This is a genomic window from Pseudonocardia humida (genome assembly GCF_023898865.1).
GTDB lineage: Bacteria > Actinomycetota > Actinomycetes > Mycobacteriales > Pseudonocardiaceae > Pseudonocardia > Pseudonocardia humida.
In genome coordinates, this window is record NZ_JAGSOV010000046.1 from 173,107 (window position 1) to 186,578 (window position 13,472).

The window sequence follows — 13,472 nt, forward strand, 5'->3', positions numbered from 1 at the left end:
CGATATTGGGGTGGGCGGAACACCCGAGACGGACATCAGCCCAAAGGACATTGCATCTGATTGCAGGACCATGCATAGTCATGCGCATGGTGCGGATCGCGGTGGCCGGCGCGAGCGGGTACGCCGGTGGAGAGCTGTTGCGGCTCCTGCTGGCCCATCCCGACGTGGAGATCGGGGCGTTGACCGCGGGCGGCAACGCCGGCAACCGGCTCGGCGCCCTGCAGCCGCACCTGGTGCCGCTGGCCGACCGCGTCCTGCAGGACACGACGCCCGAGGCGCTCGCCGGGCACGACGTCGTCTTCCTGGCCCTGCCGCACGGCAGGTCGGCGGAGGTCGCGGCGCAGCTCGGACCGGACGTGCTGGTCGTCGACTGCGGTGCCGACCACCGGCTCACCGACCCCGCGGCCTGGCTGCGCTGGTACGGCGGGGAGCACGCCGGGTCCTGGCCGTACGGCCTGCCCGAGCTGCCCGGCGCGCGCGACGGCCTGCGCGGGGCGAAGCGGATCGCCGTGCCCGGCTGCTACCCCACCGTGTCGAGCCTGGCGCTGTTCCCGGCGGTCGCGGCCGGGATCGTGGCCTCCGAGGTCGTGATCACCGCCGTGAGCGGGACGTCCGGGGCCGGGAAGTCGCCCAAGACGCACCTGCTCGGCTCGGAGGTGATGGGTTCGCTGTCCGCCTACGGCGTGGGCGGCGCGCACCGGCACACCCCGGAGATCGTGCAGAACCTGTCGGCGGTGGCCGGGCGGCCGGTCGGGGTCAGCTTCACCCCGGTGCTGGCGCCGCTGCCGCGCGGCATCCTGGCCACCTGCTCGGCCGCGCTCACCGGCGACGGTGCCGGCGCGGACGTGACGGCCCGCGAGGTGTACGAGAAGGCCTTCGCCGACGAGCCGTTCGTGCACCTGCTCCCGGAGGGGGAGTGGCCGGCGACTGCATCGACCTCGGGCGCCAACACCGCGCTGGTGCAGGTGGCCGTCGACCCCGACGCCGGGCGGCTCGTGGTCGTGGCCGCGATCGACAACCTGACCAAGGGCACCGCCGGCGGCGCCGTCCAGTCCATGAACATCGCGCTCGGCCTGCCCGAGACCACCGGCCTGCCGATGACGGGAGTGGCACCGTGAGCGAGCTTGCGGGCGAACCATCCGACGCAGTGCGTCGCGCAGCGCCGACCGAGCGCAGCGGGGGAGAGCGATGAGCGTCGTCGCGGCGAAGGGGTTCCGGGCGGCGGGGGTGGCCGCCGGGATCAAGGCGAGCGGCAACCCCGACCTCGCCCTCGTCGTCAACGACGGGCCGCGCTTCGACGCCGCGGGCGTCTTCACCCGCAACAAGGTCAAGGCCGCCCCCGTGCTGTGGACCGAGCAGGTCGTGGCGGCGACGCGGCGGCTGCGCGCGGTCGTCCTGAACTCCGGGGGCGCCAACGCCTGCACCGGGCACGAGGGCTTCCAGACCGCGCACTCCACCGCCGAGAAGGCCGCGGCCCTGCTCGACGCCGGCGCGATCGAGGTCGCGGTGTGCTCGACCGGGCTGATCGGCGCCCAGCTGCCGCGCGGGCGGGTGCTGGCCGGTGTCGAGCGGGCCCACGCCGCGCTCAGCGCCGCGCCGGGCGCGGGGCCGGCCGCCGCCGCCGCGATCATGACCACCGACACGGTGGTCAAGCAGGCCGCGCACAGCGACGGCGCGGGCTGGAGCGTCGGCGGGATGGCCAAGGGCGCCGGGATGATCGCGCCCTCGATGGCCACGATGCTCGCCGTCGTCACCACCGACGCCGCCATCGACGGCGAGGTGCTCGACGAGGCCCTGCGCGCGGCCGTGCGGGTCAGCTTCGACCGCCTCGACGTCGACGGCTCCACCTCCACCAACGACACCGTGCTGGTGCTGGCCTCGGGGGCCAGCGGTGTCGAGGCCGACCCGCTGGCCTTCACCGCGGCGCTGACCGCCGTCTGCCGCGACCTGGCCCAGCAGATGCAGGCCGACGCCGAGGGCGTCACCAAGCGGATCACGGTGCGGGTCAGCGGGGCCGCGAGCGAGGACGACGCGGTGACCGTCGCCCGCACCGTCGCCCGCGACAGCCTGGTCAAGACGGCGCTGTTCGGCTCCGACCCGAACTGGGGCCGGGTGGCGGCCGCCGTCGGCTACAGCGACGCCGACGTCAACCCCGAGATGCTCGACATCTCCATCAACGGGGCGCTGCTCTGCCACCGCGGGGTCGCCTCCGGCGACCGCTCCGCGGCCGACCTGTCGGGCAAGGAGGTGCTGGTGCACGTCGAGCTCGGCCTCGGCGACGGCCACGCCGAGATCCTGACCACCGACCTCTCGCACGCCTACGTGGAGGAGAACAGTGCCTACTCCTCCTGACGCGCGGCTGGCGGGCGCCGCGGAGAAGGCGGCGGTCCTGTCCGAGGCGCTGCCCTGGCTGCAGCGGTGGCACGGGCAGGTCGTGGTGATCAAGTACGGCGGCAACGCCATGATCGACGAGGGCCTCAAGCAGGCGTTCGCCCGTGACATGGTGTTCCTGCGCCTGGCCGGCATCCACCCCGTCGTCGTGCACGGCGGTGGCCCGCAGATCAGCGCGATGCTCGAGCGCCTCGGCCTGCCGGGGGAGTTCCGCGGCGGGCTGCGGGTCACCACGCCCGAGACGGTCGACATCGTGCGGATGGTGCTGGTCGGGCAGGTCGGCCGCGAGCTGGTCGGGCTGATCAACCAGCACGGGCCCTACGCGGTCGGGCTCTCCGGCGAGGACGCCGGCCTGTTCACCGCCGAGAAGCGCACGGCGCTCGTCGGGGGCGAGGAGGTCGACATCGGCCTGGTCGGCGACGTCGTCGAGGTCAAGCCGTCCGCGGTGCTCGACATCGTGGCCGCCGGGCGGATCCCGGTGGTCGCCGGCGTCGCCCCGGACGTCGACGGGCAGGTCTACAACATCAACGCCGACAGCGCGGCGGCCGCGCTGGCGGCCGGCCTCGGGGCCGCGAAGCTCGTGGTGCTGACCGACGTCGAGGGCCTGTACGCGAACTACCCCGACCCGGACTCGCTGATCACCGAGCTGACCGCGGACGAGCTCGAACCGATGCTGCCCGCCCTGGAGTCCGGGATGGCCCCGAAGATGGAAGCCTGCCTGCGCGCCGTGCGCGGCGGCGTCGGCCGTGCGCACGTGATCGACGGCCGGTTGCCGCACTCGGTGCTGCTCGAAGTGTTCACCAGCGAAGGAGTCGGAACGATGGTGCGCCCATGAACGAGCTCGCGAGCGAATCGTCGGCACGGGGTGGTCTGACCAGCCGCTGGCAGGCGGCCATGATGAACAACTACGGCACCCCGCCGCTGGCGCTCGTGCGCGGCTCCGGGGCCGAGGTGTGGGACGCCGACGGCCGTCGCTACCTCGACCTGCTCGGCGGCATCGCCGTCAACTCCCTGGGCCACGCCCACCCGGCCGTCGTCCGCGCGGTGACCGAGCAGATCTCCACGCTCGGGCACACGTCCAACCTGTTCATCACCGAGCCGCCGCTGGCCCTGGCCGAGCGGCTGCAGGAGCTGATCGGGGTGCCGGGCGCGCGGGTGCTGTTCTGCAACTCCGGCGCCGAGGCCAACGAGGCGGCGTTCAAGATGGCCCGCCGCACCGGCCGGCCCAACATCATCGCCGCGCAGAACGCCTTCCACGGCCGCACGATGGGCGCGCTGGCGCTTACCGGGCAGCCCGGCAAGCGGACGCCGTTCGAGCCGATGACCCCGGGCGTCAGCCACGTGCCCTACGGCGACGTCGCCGCGCTGGAGGCCGCCGTCGACGCCGACACGGCGGCGGTGTTCCTGGAGCCGATCATGGGGGAGGCCGGTGCGGTCACCCCGCCCGCCGGCTACCTCGCCGCGGCCCGCGAGATCACCGCGGAGGCCGGCGCCCTGCTGGTGCTCGACGAGGTGCAGACCGGCATCGGCCGCACCGGCAGCTGGTTCGCCTTCCAGCAGGCCGGGGTCGTCCCGGACGTCGTCACGTTGGCCAAGGGCCTGGGCGGCGGACTGCCGATCGGCGCCTGCATCGGCCTGGGCGCGGCGGGCGACCTGCTCGAGCCGGGTCACCACGGCACCACGTTCGGCGGCAACCCGGTGTGCTGCGCCGCGGCGCTCGCGGTGCTCGACACGATCGCCGCCGACGGCCTGCTCGACCACGTCGCGCAGGTCGGCAAGGAGATCGCCACCGGTGTCGAGGCGATCGACCACCCGCTCGTGCGCGGGGTCGACGGGTCCGGGCTGCTGATCGGCGTGCTGCTCGGCGAGCCGGTCTCGGCCGCGGTGGCCGCGGCCGCGCGCGAGGCCGGGTTCCTGGTCAACAACGCCGTGCCCGACCGGCTCCGGCTGGCCCCGCCGCTGGTGCTGACCGAGGGTCAGGCCAAGGAGTTCCTCGACGCCTTCCCCGGCATCCTCGACGCCGCGCAGGAGCGGGGCTGATGGTCCGCCACCTCCTGCGCGACGACGACCTCACCCCCGACGAGCAGAGCGCCGTCCTCGACCTGGCCGACGCCATGAAGGCCGAGCCGTTCGCGCGGCGACCGCTGGAGGGGCCGCGGTCGGTGGCCGTGCTGTTCGACAAGGCCTCCACCCGCACCCGCATCTCGTTCGAGGTGGGGATCTCCCAGCTGGGCGGCACCCCGCTGATCGTCGACGCGCGGGCCAGCCAGCTCGGCCGCGGCGAGACGATCGCCGACACCGCCCGGGTGCTCTCCCGCTACGTCGACGCCATCGTCTGGCGCACCGGCGCCCAGTCCCGCATCCAGGAGATGGCGAGCGGGTCGTCGGTTCCGGTCGTCAACGCGCTGACCGACGGGTTCCACCCGTGCCAGGTGCTGGCCGACCTGCAGACCATCCGCGAGCGCTTCGGCAAGCTGGCCGGGCTCACCCTGACCTACCTCGGCGACGGCGCCAACAACATGGCCCACTCGCTGCTGCTCGGTGGGGCGACCGCGGGGCTCACCGTCCGGATCTGCGCGCCCGAGGGCTTCACCCCCGACCAGGACGTCGTCCGCGACGCGAAGAGCCGGGCGAGCGACACCGGCGGGGGAGTGGAGCTCATCGCCGACCCGCACGCCGCGGTCGAGGGCGCCGACGTCGTCGTCACCGACACGTGGGTGTCCATGGGCCAGGAGGACGACGGCCTCGACCGGGCGGCCCCGTTCCGCCCGCTGCAGGTCAACGCCGGTCTGCTGGCCCGGGCCGCGGAGGGCGCGATCGTGCTGCACTGCCTGCCGGCGCACCGCGGCCACGAGATCACCGACGAGGTGCTCGACGGCCCGGCCAGCGCGGTGTGGGACGAGGCCGAGAACCGGCTGCACGCGCAGAAGGCGCTGCTGGCGTGGTTGCTCCGGGCATGAGCGAGCTCGCGGGCGAACCACCGGCGCCGCACCTCCGGTCGTCCCCGGCCGAGCGCCAGCGAGGGAGCGCGATGACCAGAGCCGCGCGCCAGGCCCGGATCGTCGAGCTGATCCGGGACCGGGCCGTGCACAGCCAGTCCGAGCTGCTGGCGATGCTGGAGGACGAGGGCGTCGGCACCACCCAGGCCACGCTCTCCCGCGACCTCGACGAGCTCGGCGCGGTCAAGCTGCGCGGTGCCGACGGCGGCACGCCGGTCTACGTCATCCCCGACGACGGCAGCCCGGTGCGCGGCATCTCCGGCGGCACCGCCCGGCTGGGCAAGCTCCTGGGGGAGCTGCTGACCGGTGCGGACGCGAGTGGGAACCTCGCCGTGCTGCGGACCCCGCCCGGGGCCGCGCACTACCTGGCCAGCGCCCTGGACCGCGCGGCCCTGCACGACGTCGTCGGCACCATCGCCGGCGACGACACCCTCGTGGTGGTGGCCCGCGAGCCCCTCACCGGCGCCGAACTCGTCGCGCTGCTGCGCGAACTCCAGCCCCGCTGACCGTCAGCGCCAATTCAGCAAGGAGCCTGTCTTGAGCAAGGTCCTGACCTCCCTCCCGAAGGGCGAGCGCATCGGCATCGCCTTCTCCGGGGGCCTCGACACCTCCGTGGCGGTCGCCTGGATGCGCGAGAGCGGCGGGATCCCGTGCACCTACACCGCCGACCTCGGCCAGTACGACGAGCCCGACATCGCCGGCGTGCCCGTGCGCGCCCGGCAGTACGGCGCCGAGATCGCGCGCGCGGTCGACATCAAGCCGCAGCTGGTCGAGGAGGGCCTGGCCGCGCTGGCCTGCGGCGCCTTCCACATCCGCTCCGGCACCCGGACGTACTTCAACACCACGCCGCTGGGCCGCGCCGTCACCGGGACGCTGCTGGTGCGCGCGATGCAGGCCGACGACGTCAACATCTGGGGCGACGGGTCGACCTTCAAGGGCAACGACATCGAGCGGTTCTACCGCTACGGCCTGCTGGCCAACCCCGAGCTGCGCATCTACAAGCCGTGGCTCGACGCCGACTTCGTCCAGGAGCTGGGCGGGCGAGACGAGATGAGCAAGTGGCTCACCGCGCACGGGCTGCCCTACCGGGACTCGGCCGAGAAGGCCTACTCCACCGACGCCAACATCTGGGGCGCGACGCACGAGGCCAAGACGCTGGAGCACCTCGACGTCTCCCTGGAGACCATCGAGCCGATCATGGGCGTGAAGTACTGGGACCCGTCGGTCGCGATCGAGTCCGAGGACGTCGCCGTCACCTTCGAGGCGGGCTGCCCGGTGGCGATCAACGGCAGGCGGTTCGCCGACCAGGTCGCCCTCGTCCGGGAGGCCAACACCATCGGCGGCCGCCACGGCCTGGGCATGTCCGACCAGATCGAGAACCGGATCATCGAGGCCAAGTCGCGCGGCATCTACGAGGCGCCCGGGATGGCGCTGCTGTTCGCCGCCTACGAGCGGCTGGTCAACGCGATCCACAACGAGGACACCCTGGCCAACTACCACAACGAGGGCCGCAAGCTCGGCAGGCTGCTCTACGAGGGCCGCTGGCTCGACCCGCAGGCGCTGATGGTGCGCGAGTCCATCCAGCGCTGGATCGCCTCGCTGGTCACCGGCACCGTCACGCTCCGACTGCGCCGCGGCGACGACTACACGATCCTGGACACCCGCGGGCCCGGCTTCTCCTACCACCCGGACCGGCTCTCGATGGAGCGCGTCGAGAACGCCGCCTTCGGGCCCACCGACCGGATCGGCCAGCTCACCATGCGCAACCTCGACATCGCCGACTCCCGCGCCAAGCTGGAGGCCTACGCCGGGCAGCCGCTCGAGCAGGGCACGGTGCTCGTCGAGCACGGCACGCTGTTCGGCGAGCTGCCGGTCGGCGGCTTCGACCGGATCGCGACCGCCGACGAGACCGGCGACCGCGAGGCGTCGACGCACCTCGACGAGGCCGCGCTGGAAGCGGGCACCGACTGATGGCGGGGTTGTGGGGCGGCCGGTTCGCGTCCGGGCCCGCCGACGCGCTGGCCGCGCTGTCCAAGTCCACGCACTTCGACTGGCGGCTCGCGCCCTACGACGTGCGCGGGTCCCAGGCGCACGCCCGCGTCCTGCACCGCGCCGGACTGCTCACCGACGACGAGCTCGCCGGCATGCTCGACGCGCTGGCCAAGCTGGCCGCCGACGTCGAGTCCGGCGCGTTCGGCCCGGCCCCCGCCGACGAGGACGTGCACTCCGCGCTGGAGCGCGGCCTGATCGAGCGGGCCGGCCCCGAGCTGGGCGGCAAGCTGCGCGCCGGGCGCTCGCGCAACGACCAGGTGGCGACGCTGTTCCGGATGTGGCTGCGCGACGCCGCCCGCCGGGTCGGCTCCGGTGTGCTCGACGTCGTCGACGCGCTCGTCGCCCAGGCCACCGCGCACCCGGACGCCCCGATGCCCGGGCGTACCCACCTGCAGCACGCCCAGCCGGTGCTGCTGTCGCACCACCTCGCCGCGCACGCGCACGCGCTGCTGCGCGACGTCGACCGGCTGCGCGACTGGGACCGGCGGGCCGCGGTGTCGCCCTACGGTTCGGGGGCGCTGGCCGGCTCCTCGCTCGGCCTGGACCCCGAGGCCGTCGCCGCCGAGCTGGGCTTCGACTCCGCCGCGGCCAACTCCATCGACGGCACCGCCTCCCGCGACTTCGCGGCCGAGGCGGCGTTCGTGCTGGCCATGACCGCGGTCGACCTGTCCCGGATCGCCGAGGAGGTGATCCTCTGGGCGACCGCGGAGTTCTCCTACGTCACCCTCGACGACGCGTTCTCCACCGGCAGCTCGATCATGCCGCAGAAGAAGAACCCGGACGTGGCCGAGCTGGCCCGCGGCAAGGCCGGGCGGCTGATCGGCAACCTGGCCGGGCTGCTGGCCACGCTCAAGGGCCTGCCGCTGGCCTACAACCGCGACCTGCAGGAGGACAAGGAGCCGCTGTTCGACTCCGTCGAGCAGCTGCAGCTGCTGCTGCCCGCGGTCGCCGGGATGGTGCGCACGCTCGTCTTCGACACCGCGCGGCTCGCCGAGCTGGCCCCGGCCGGTTTCACCCTGGCCACCGACGTCGCGGAGTGGCTCGTGCGGCAGGGCGTGCCGTTCACGGTGGCCCACGATGCGGCAGGCGGTTGCGTGCGCGCCGCCGAGGCCCGCGGCGTCGGGTTGGACGCGCTCACCGACGCGGAGCTCGCGGCCGTCCACCCCGCGCTCATCCCGGATGTCCGCGGCGTGCTGAGCGTGGCAGGCTCGATCGCCTCACGCGACGCCCGCGGCGGCACCGCGGGGGCCCGGGTCGCCGAGCAGCTCGACGCCCTGCGCGCGTCCGCCGCCGCGGCCCGCGCCGCGCTGACCACCTAGATCCGGAGGATCACCGATGACCTCGCCAGCCGACCTGGCGCGCCCCGACCTGGACGACGCGCGGCAGGCCTACGCCGACCTCAAGGCCGCGGGCATGTCCCTCGACCTGACCCGGGGCAAGCCGTCCTCGGCCCAGCTCGACCTGGCCGCCGCGCTGCTGACCGAGCCGCTCACCGACCACAGGGCGGCCGACGGCACCGACACCCGCAACTACGGCGGGCTCACCGGGCTCAAGGAGCTGCGCGAGATCTTCGCGCCGGTGCTGCAGGTGCCGGTCGACCAGCTGATCGCGTTCGGCAACTCCAGCCTGGAGCTGATGTACGAGACGGTCGCCCAGGCGCTGCTGACCGTCATGCCCGGCGCCGCCCACCGCTGGGCCGACGAGGAGCGCGTCGTGTTCCTCGCGCCCGTCCCCGGCTACGACCGGCACTTCGCGCTCTGCGAGAAGCTCGGCGTCGAGCTGGTCACCGTGCCGATGACCGCCGACGGCCCGGACATGGACGTCGTGGAGCAGCTCGTCGCGGGCGATCCGGCGATCAAGGGCATCTGGTGCGTGCCGAAGTACTCCAACCCCGACGGCGCGATCTACTCCGACGAGGTCAGCCGCAGGCTGGCCACGATGAGCACCGCGGCGCCGGACTTCCGGATCTTCTGGGACAACGCCTACGCGGTGCACCACCTCACCGACACCGAGCACGAGATCGCCGACGTGCTCGCGCTGGCCACCGAGGCGGGCCACGCCGACCGCGTGTTCGTCTTCGGGTCCACCTCCAAGATCACCCTCGCCGGGGCGGGCGTGTCCTTCCTGGGCGCCTCGCAGGCGAACGTCGCCTGGTGGCTCGCGGTCGCCGGCAAGCGGTCCATCGGACCGGACAAGACCAACCACCTGCGCCACGCCCGCTTCCTGCGCGACGCCGACGGCGTCAAGGCGCACATGCGCAAGCACCGCGAGATCATCGAGCCGAAGTTCGCGGCCGTCGAGGACGTGCTCAGCCGCAACTTCGCCGACACCCCCGGGGTGAGCTGGTCGCAGCCGCGCGGCGGCTACTTCGTCACGCTGACCGTGCCGGACGGCACCGCCACCGAGATCGTGCGGCTGGCCAAGGAGGCCGGCATCGCGCTGACCCCGGCCGGCTCCACCCACCCCTACGGCGAGGACCCCGAGGACCGCACCATCCGGCTGGCCCCGACCTTCCCGGTGCTTGACGAGGTGCAGCGGGCCATGGAGGGCGTGGCGGTCTGCGTGAAGCTGGCGCTGGTACAGCGCTGAACCGCCGGACGCAGCTCCTCGACCGCCGTGTTGATCGACCGTAGCGAGCTGGCCGTCGACGTGCCGGCCGCGGCGGTGCGCCTGCTCGGGTGCACCGTCGCGGCCGACACGCCGGACGGTCCGGTGGCCGTCCGGCTGGTGGAGGTCGAGGCGTACCGCGGCGCCGACGACCCGGCCTCGCACAGCTTCCGCGGCCGCACCCCGCGCAACGCGGTGATGTTCGGCCCCGCCGGGCACCTGTACGTCTACTTCGTCTACGGCATGCACTTCTGCGCCAACATCTCCTGCCTCGACGACGGCGAGGCCGGTGCGGTGCTGCTGCGGGCCGGTGAGGTGGTCTCCGACCTCGGCCTGGCCAGGGCCCGGCGCCCGACCGCCCGGCGCGACGCCGACCTGGCCCGGGGTCCGGCCCGGCTGGCCTCCCTGCTGGGGTTCGACCGCGACGCCAACGGCCTCGACGTGACCGACCCCGCCTCGCCGGTGCGGCTGCTCGCCGCGCCGCCGCTCGACCCGGCGACGATCCGCAGCGGTCCGCGGGTCGGGGTCGCCGCCGGGCACGACACGCCCTGGCGCTTCTGGGTGGACGGCCATCCGGCGGTCAGCCAGTTCCGGCCCGGTAGGCGGCGCATCACACCGGTCGGGGGCGCGTCCGACTAGGCACCAAAGGATAGCCTCGCCTATCCTTCGCGCGTGATCGCTCATCGACGCCGTTTCGGCTGGTTGACCGCCTGCGTGTCGGCCAGTGTCCTGCTGCTCACGGCCTGCGGGGGTGGTGGTGGCACGGCCGAGCCGGCGGCTCCGGGCGCCGGTGGCGAGGCCGGCGGCGCGTTCCCGGTCAGCATCGAGCACGACTACGGCACCACGGAGATCCCGAGCCGGCCCCAGCGCGTCGTCTCCCTCGGCTACACCGACCAGGACCCGATCCTGGCCCTCGACGTGGTGCCGGTCGCCATCCGCGAGTGGAGCGGGAACAAGCCCTCGGCCACCTGGGAGTGGGCCCAGGACAAGTTGCAGGGCCAGCAGCCGCAGGTGCTCAACGGCGCCACCATCGACCCGGAGACGGTGGCCGCGCTGGCCCCCGACCTCATCGTGGCGATCACCGCGGGCCTGACCCAGGAGGAGTACGACACCTTCTCCCGGATCGCCCCGACGATCATCCAGCCCAAGGGCGGCATCCCCTACGCCACGGCGTGGCAGGACGCCACGCGCCTGGTCGGCCAGGCGCTGGGCAAGAGCGAGCAGGCCGAGCAGCAGGTCACCGACCTGGAGGCCCGGTTCGAGGAGGCCAAGGCGGCCCACCCGCAGCTGGCCGGCAAGAAGACGATGGTCGCCGGGGTGTCCACCGGCGGGGCCAACTGGTTCGCCTACAGCTCGCAGGACTCGCGCGGGCGGTTCTTCACCTCGCTCGGCATGACGGTGCCCCCGGAGATCGACCAGCTCGCCGGCACGAGCTTCTACACCGAGATCAGCCTCGAGCAGCTCGACCTGCTCGACCAGAACGACGTCGTGGCCTGGATGGACGTCACCAACGGCGCCCCGGAGTCGAGGATCGAGAACGTGCCCGGCCACGACCGGCTCACCGTCTTCCAGCAGGACCGGATCGTGCAGCTGACCGACGTGGAGGCCAACGCCATGGGGTTCAGCAGCGTGCTGAGCCTGCCCGCGCTGCTGGACAGCGTGCCGCCGAAGATGGCCGCCGCGCTCGGCGGCTGACCGGGGCGGAACCCGGTCGACCCGTCCTGGAGAATCGCGGACGTGAGCACGGACATCCTCGACGAGCTGAAGTGGCGCGGCCTGGTCGCGCAGTCCACCGATGAGGACGCGCTGCGCCGCGACCTCGCGGCGGGGGTGCTCACGCTCTACTGCGGGTTCGACCCGACGGCCCCGAGCCTGCACGCCGGGAACCTGATGCCGCTGCTGACGCTGCGGCGGTTCCAGCAGGCCGGGGCCCGTCCCATCGCGCTCGCCGGCGGCGCGACCGGCATGATCGGCGACCCGCGCGACGTCGGCGAGCGCTCGCTCCACGACCTCGACACCGTCCGCACGTGGACCGAGCGGGTGCGCGGCCAGCTGGAGCGCTTCGTCGAGTTCGACGACTCGCCGACCGGGGCGCTGCTGGTCAACAACCTGGACTGGACCAGTCAGCAGTCGACGCTGGAGTTCCTCCGTGACGTCGGCAAGCACTTCCGGATCGGGGACATGCTCGGGCGCGAGACCGTCCGGCGACGCCTCGCCGGCGACGGCATGTCCTACACCGAGTTCAGCTACCTGCTCCTGCAGAGCCAGGACTACCTGCACCTCTTCCGCCGGCACGGCTGCCGGTTGCAGATCGGCGGCTCCGACCAGTGGGGCAACATCGTCGGCGGGGTCGACCTGATCCACCGGGTCGAGGGGACGAGCGTGCACGCACTCACCACACCGCTGGTCACCGACGGCGAGGGGCGCAAGTTCGGCAAGTCGACCGGGGGCGGCAACGTCTGGCTCGACCCGGAGACGACCTCCCCGTACGCCTGGTTCCAGTACTTCGTGAACGTGGACGACGCCTCGGTCGGCCGGTACCTCCGGTACTTCACGATGCTCCCGCGCGAGGAGATCGAGGAGCTGGACGCGGCCACCGCCGAGCGGCCGCACCTGCGCGCGGCCCAGCGCAGGCTGGCCGAGGAGACGACCACCCTCGTGCACGGCGAGCGCGCCACCCGGCAGGTGGTCGCGGCGAGCGGCGCGCTGTTCGGCCGCGGCGAGCTGCGCGAGCTCGACGCCTCGACGTTGACCGCCGCGCTGGCCGAGACCCCGACCGCGGACGCCCGGCTTGCCGACGGGCCCACCGTCCTCGATCTGCTCGTGGCCACCGGTCTGGTGGAGAGTCGCGGGGCCGCGCGCCGCACGGTGTCCGAGGGCGGGGCGTACGTGAACAACGCGAAGGTGGGCGACGAGAGCTGGCGCCCGTCGGCGGAGGACCTGCTGCCCGGGGGGTGGCTCGTCGTGCGCCGCGGCAAGCGCAACCTGGCGGGCGTGCGGGTGGCATCCGCCTGACCTGCGGGAACGCGGAAGTCGACCCCCCGATTTGAACCCTCGCACCAGGGCGTGTAACTTACTCCATGTCGCCACGGAGGGCAGCACGACAGACCGGGACTGAATCTCAGGCCCAGAGTCAGCCCCCAGGAGTGGCGGCCAGCCGGTGGGCAGCGCTGAGGCGCAGCTCACACCGGGTGGGCCAGGTGGAGCTTGACTCCACGAACTGGACCACCTAGAGTAGAAAAGTTGCTCCGACACGGTCGGGCAACTGACGCCCCGGATGGTGCCTAGCGGCACTGGATGGTGTGTGGGTGTCTTTTGAGAACTCAACAGTGTGTCGAGCTATTGTTTTTCTGGTTTTGGTTTTGTGCCAGATATTTGTTCGGCCGAGTGGAGCGCGTACCCCGTGCGTTGGCTTCCTCGGTG

The 13,472-nt window shown here is 73.1% G+C and carries 12 protein-coding genes; all 12 read left to right on the forward strand.

The features are described 5' to 3' along the window. Positions 1-80 precede the first annotated feature (80 nt). The 12 genes from argC (at position 81) to tyrS (ending at position 13,064) form a co-directional block, all read left to right on the forward strand. The gene (gene argC, locus KDL28_RS22790) at positions 81-1,118 is read left to right on the forward strand and encodes an N-acetyl-gamma-glutamyl-phosphate reductase (RefSeq protein ID WP_252441499.1); all 1,038 of its coding nucleotides are present in this window, start codon (positions 81-83) and stop codon (positions 1,116-1,118) included. Positions 1,119-1,188: 70 nt separating this feature from the next. Next, positions 1,189-2,352, forward strand: coding sequence for a bifunctional glutamate N-acetyltransferase/amino-acid acetyltransferase ArgJ (gene argJ / locus KDL28_RS22795; protein ID WP_252441500.1), 1,164 nt, complete (start codon positions 1,189-1,191; stop codon positions 2,350-2,352). Next, the gene (gene argB / locus KDL28_RS22800) at positions 2,336-3,226 is read left to right on the forward strand and encodes an acetylglutamate kinase (RefSeq protein WP_252441501.1); all 891 of its coding nucleotides are present in this window, start codon (positions 2,336-2,338) and stop codon (positions 3,224-3,226) included. Before argJ ends, argB begins: the two co-directional genes overlap by 17 nt. Further along, positions 3,223-4,431: an acetylornithine transaminase gene (locus tag KDL28_RS22805; RefSeq protein WP_252441502.1), complete on the forward strand. Its 1,209-nt coding sequence runs from the start codon at positions 3,223-3,225 to the stop codon at positions 4,429-4,431. Before argB ends, KDL28_RS22805 begins: the two co-directional genes overlap by 4 nt. Beyond that, entirely contained in the window at positions 4,431-5,351 is a 921-nt protein-coding gene (gene argF, locus KDL28_RS22810; RefSeq protein ID WP_252441503.1) for an ornithine carbamoyltransferase, read from the forward strand. The genes KDL28_RS22805 and argF overlap by 1 nt, the downstream gene beginning before the upstream one ends. Then, positions 5,348-5,896 (forward strand): arginine repressor, encoded by a 549-nt coding sequence (locus tag KDL28_RS22815; protein ID WP_256502436.1) that lies wholly within the window; start codon positions 5,348-5,350, stop codon positions 5,894-5,896. Before argF ends, KDL28_RS22815 begins: the two co-directional genes overlap by 4 nt. 31 nt (positions 5,897-5,927) lie before the next feature. After that, positions 5,928-7,361 (forward strand): argininosuccinate synthase, encoded by a 1,434-nt coding sequence (argG, locus tag KDL28_RS22820; protein ID WP_252441505.1) that lies wholly within the window; start codon positions 5,928-5,930, stop codon positions 7,359-7,361. Next, on the forward strand, positions 7,361-8,761 hold the full coding sequence (argH, locus tag KDL28_RS22825) for an argininosuccinate lyase (RefSeq protein ID WP_252441506.1): 1,401 nt from the start codon (positions 7,361-7,363) through the stop codon (positions 8,759-8,761). The genes argG and argH overlap by 1 nt, the downstream gene beginning before the upstream one ends. 16 nt (positions 8,762-8,777) lie before the next feature. Beyond that, positions 8,778-10,031 carry an aspartate aminotransferase type Ic gene (locus KDL28_RS22830; protein WP_252441507.1) on the forward strand — a complete coding sequence of 418 codons (1,254 nt, stop codon included), beginning with the start codon at positions 8,778-8,780 and terminating at the stop codon, positions 10,029-10,031. A 33-nt stretch (positions 10,032-10,064) separates the two neighbouring features. Next, positions 10,065-10,688, forward strand: coding sequence for a DNA-3-methyladenine glycosylase (locus KDL28_RS22835; protein WP_252441522.1), 624 nt, complete (start codon positions 10,065-10,067; stop codon positions 10,686-10,688). Between the two features lie 33 nt (positions 10,689-10,721). Beyond that, entirely contained in the window at positions 10,722-11,744 is a 1,023-nt protein-coding gene (locus KDL28_RS22840; protein ID WP_252441508.1) for an iron-siderophore ABC transporter substrate-binding protein, read from the forward strand. A 42-nt stretch (positions 11,745-11,786) separates the two neighbouring features. Further along, positions 11,787-13,064, forward strand: coding sequence for a tyrosine--tRNA ligase (tyrS, locus tag KDL28_RS22845; RefSeq protein ID WP_252441509.1), 1,278 nt, complete (start codon positions 11,787-11,789; stop codon positions 13,062-13,064). The last annotated feature ends 408 nt before the right edge of the window (positions 13,065-13,472 follow it).